Genomic DNA, 520 nt, shown 5'->3' with positions numbered 1-520 from the left:
CTCGGTCGTCGCCGTGCAACATTTGCGGGAACGGGGCGGCGCGCTCATCAATCTCGGAAGCGAACTATCGGACGTCGCCATTCCGTTGCAAGGCGCATACGTTGCATCGAAGCATGCGGTGAAGGGCTTCACCGACGCGTTACGCATCGAACTCGCCGACGAGCACGCACCGGTCTCGGTGACCCTCGTCAAGCCCGCGGGCATCGACACGCTCTTCGTCGAGCACGCGAAAAACTACCTGGATCATGAGCCGAAGCTGCCACAGCCGGTGTATGCGCCCGAGGTGGTCGCGGAGGCCATACTGCACGCCGCGGCTCATCCGCGGCGCGACATCTATGCGGGTGGCGCATCGCGCGGCATGGCCTGGTTCGGGCGATCGGCGCCGCGCGCGTACGACGCCATGACGAGCCGGCTCGGTGTGAAGGCCCAGCTCACGAGCGAGCCCCGGCGCGACGGCGATAGCCTTTATGAGAGCGGGACCGGCCTGAGCGAGCGGTCCGGACGACACGGCCGGGTCCGC

1 protein-coding gene is annotated in these 520 nt (G+C 67.3%); it reads left to right on the top strand.

Annotation, left to right across the window (positions count from 1 at the left end; genetic code table 11):
* Positions 1-520 (top strand): SDR family NAD(P)-dependent oxidoreductase (locus QCE88_RS42235; RefSeq protein ID WP_309911940.1); only part of this gene is annotated, 520 nt, incomplete at both ends.

Source organism: Caballeronia sp. LZ035 (genome assembly GCF_031451175.1).
GTDB lineage: Bacteria > Pseudomonadota > Gammaproteobacteria > Burkholderiales > Burkholderiaceae > Caballeronia.
The sequence above is the reverse complement of the archived record's forward strand: the minus strand, read 5'-3'. Positions and strand labels throughout refer to the sequence as shown.